The following is a 2,289-nucleotide window of genomic DNA, read 5'->3' as shown; positions in this document are numbered from 1 at the left end:
GTGAAGACTTCAGCCACGAAGAACGGTTGCGACAAGAAGCGCTGGCTCTTACGAGCACGGTGTACCAACTGCTTGTCGGCTTCCGACAGCTCGTCCATACCCAGGATCGCAATGATGTCCTTCAGTTCTTTGTAACGTTGCAGAACATACTGAACGCCGCGAGCGGTGTCGTAGTGGTCCTGGCCGATCACGTTCGGATCCAGCTGGCGCGAAGTCGAGTCGAGTGGATCGACCGCTGGGTAGATACCCAGGGAAGCGATGTCACGGGACAGAACGACGGTGGCGTCCAAGTGGGCGAAAGTGGTCGCTGGCGACGGGTCAGTCAAGTCATCCGCAGGTACGTATACCGCTTGGATCGAGGTGATCGAACCGTTTTTGGTCGAAGTGATACGCTCTTGCAGAGTACCCATCTCTTCGGCCAGGGTCGGCTGGTAACCTACTGCGGAAGGCATACGGCCCAGCAGTGCGGATACTTCAGTACCGGCCAGGGTGTAACGATAGATGTTGTCGACGAACAGCAGAACGTCGTTACCTTCGTCACGGAACTTCTCGGCCATGGTCAGGCCGGTCAGTGCTACGCGCAGACGGTTACCCGGCGGCTCGTTCATCTGACCGTAAACCAGTGCCACTTTGTCCAGAACGTTGGAATCCTTCATCTCGTGGTAGAAGTCGTTACCCTCACGAGTACGTTCACCCACACCGGCGAACACGGAATAACCGCTGTGCTCGATGGCGATGTTACGGATCAGTTCCATCATGTTTACGGTTTTGCCTACACCGGCACCACCGAACAGACCGACTTTACCACCCTTGGCGAACGGGCAAACCAGGTCGATAACCTTGATGCCGGTTTCCAGCAGGTCGTTGCCGCCCGCTTGTTCAGCGAAGGTTGGCGCAGGACGGTGAATGCCCCAGCGCTCTTCGGTGTCGATCGGGCCAGCTTCGTCGATCGGGTTACCGAGGACGTCCATGATCCGGCCCAGGGTCGCTTTACCGACCGGTACGGAGATGGCTGCGCCAGAGTCGGTGACTTCCAGACCGCGCTTCAAGCCCTCGGTGGAACCCATCGCAATGGTACGAACCACGCCGTCGCCCAGCTGCTGCTGAACTTCGAGCGTGGTTTCAGCCGCGCTTACAACTTTCAGCGCGTTGTAGATGCTCGGTACGCTGTCGCGTGGAAATTCCACGTCGATAACGGCGCCGATGATTTGAACGATACGTCCGCTACTCATAGCTGGATCCTCTGAATATTTGAACCGTTAAAACCGCGGCAGCGCCGCCGACGATTTCCGAGATCTCTTGGGTGATCGCAGCCTGACGCGCCTTGTTGTAGATCAGCTGCAAATCGCTGATCAAATCACCGGCGTTGTCGGTAGCGTGCTTCATCGCGATCATCCGCGCAGCTTGTTCAGCCGCGTTGTTCTCGACCACCGCCTGGTAGACCTGCGACTCCACGTAGCGAACCATCAAGCCGTCAAGCAGCTCTTTGGCGTCCGGTTCGTAGAGATAGTCCCAGTGGTGCTTGAGTTCTTGATCCGGGGTTGCCACCAGTGGAATCAACTGCTCCACGGTAGGCTGTTGCGTCATGGTGTTGATGAACTTGTTGGACACAACGCTCAGACGGTCGATACGACCATCGAGGTAGGCATCCAGCATCACCTTGACGCTGCCAATCAGATCATTGATCGATGGCTCTTCACCCAGGTGGCTGATAGCGGCTACGACGTTACCGCCGAAGTTGCGGAAGAAAGCCGCACCCTTGCTACCAACTACACACAGATCGATCTCGACGCCGTTTTCACGGTTTTTCGCCATGTCCTTGACCAAGGCCTTGAACAGGTTGGTGTTCAAGCCACCACACAGACCACGGTCACTGCTCACCACAACATAACCAACGCGCTTGATTTCACGGTCGATCATGAACGGGTGGCGATATTCCGGGTTAGCGTTGGCCAAATGACCAATAACCTGGCGGATGCGCTCCGCATAAGGACGGCTAGCAGCCATGCGCATTTGTGCCTTGCGCATTTTACTGACCGCCACTTTTTCCATGGCGCTGGTAATCTTTTGCGTGCTTTTGATGCTCGCAATCTTACTGCGAATCTCTTTTGCGCCTGCCATGTAACACCTATCAGGTTAGCAAGCGGGAGCCTTGCGGCCCCCGCTGCGGCTTACCAGGTTTGGGTGGCCTTGAACTTCTCGATACCGGCTTTCATGCCAGCGTCGATTTCGTCATGGCGTATTGATCACGATCATTTTAGTGCGCGGGGTCAAGGCTCTTTCGACGGC

The 2,289-nt window shown here is 56.3% G+C and carries 2 protein-coding genes; both read right to left on the bottom strand.

Annotated features, from left to right (window positions below):
• Positions 1-1,232 (bottom strand): F0F1 ATP synthase subunit beta (gene atpD / locus ACIQY3_RS34330; protein WP_403029119.1); only part of this gene is annotated, 1,232 nt, incomplete at its 3' end.
• Positions 1,225-2,121 carry a F0F1 ATP synthase subunit gamma gene (gene atpG, locus ACIQY3_RS34325; protein WP_403029117.1) on the bottom strand — a complete coding sequence of 299 codons (897 nt, stop codon included), beginning with the start codon at positions 2,119-2,121 and terminating at the stop codon, positions 1,225-1,227. The genes atpG and atpD, both read right to left, overlap by 8 nt.
• Positions 2,122-2,289: the final 168 nt, after the last annotated feature.

Source organism: Pseudomonas sp. NPDC096950 (assembly GCF_044762525.1).
Classification (GTDB): Bacteria; Pseudomonadota; Gammaproteobacteria; order Pseudomonadales; family Pseudomonadaceae; genus Aquipseudomonas.
Note: the sequence above shows the minus strand (reverse complement) of the source record. Positions and strands in the feature narration are given on the sequence as shown.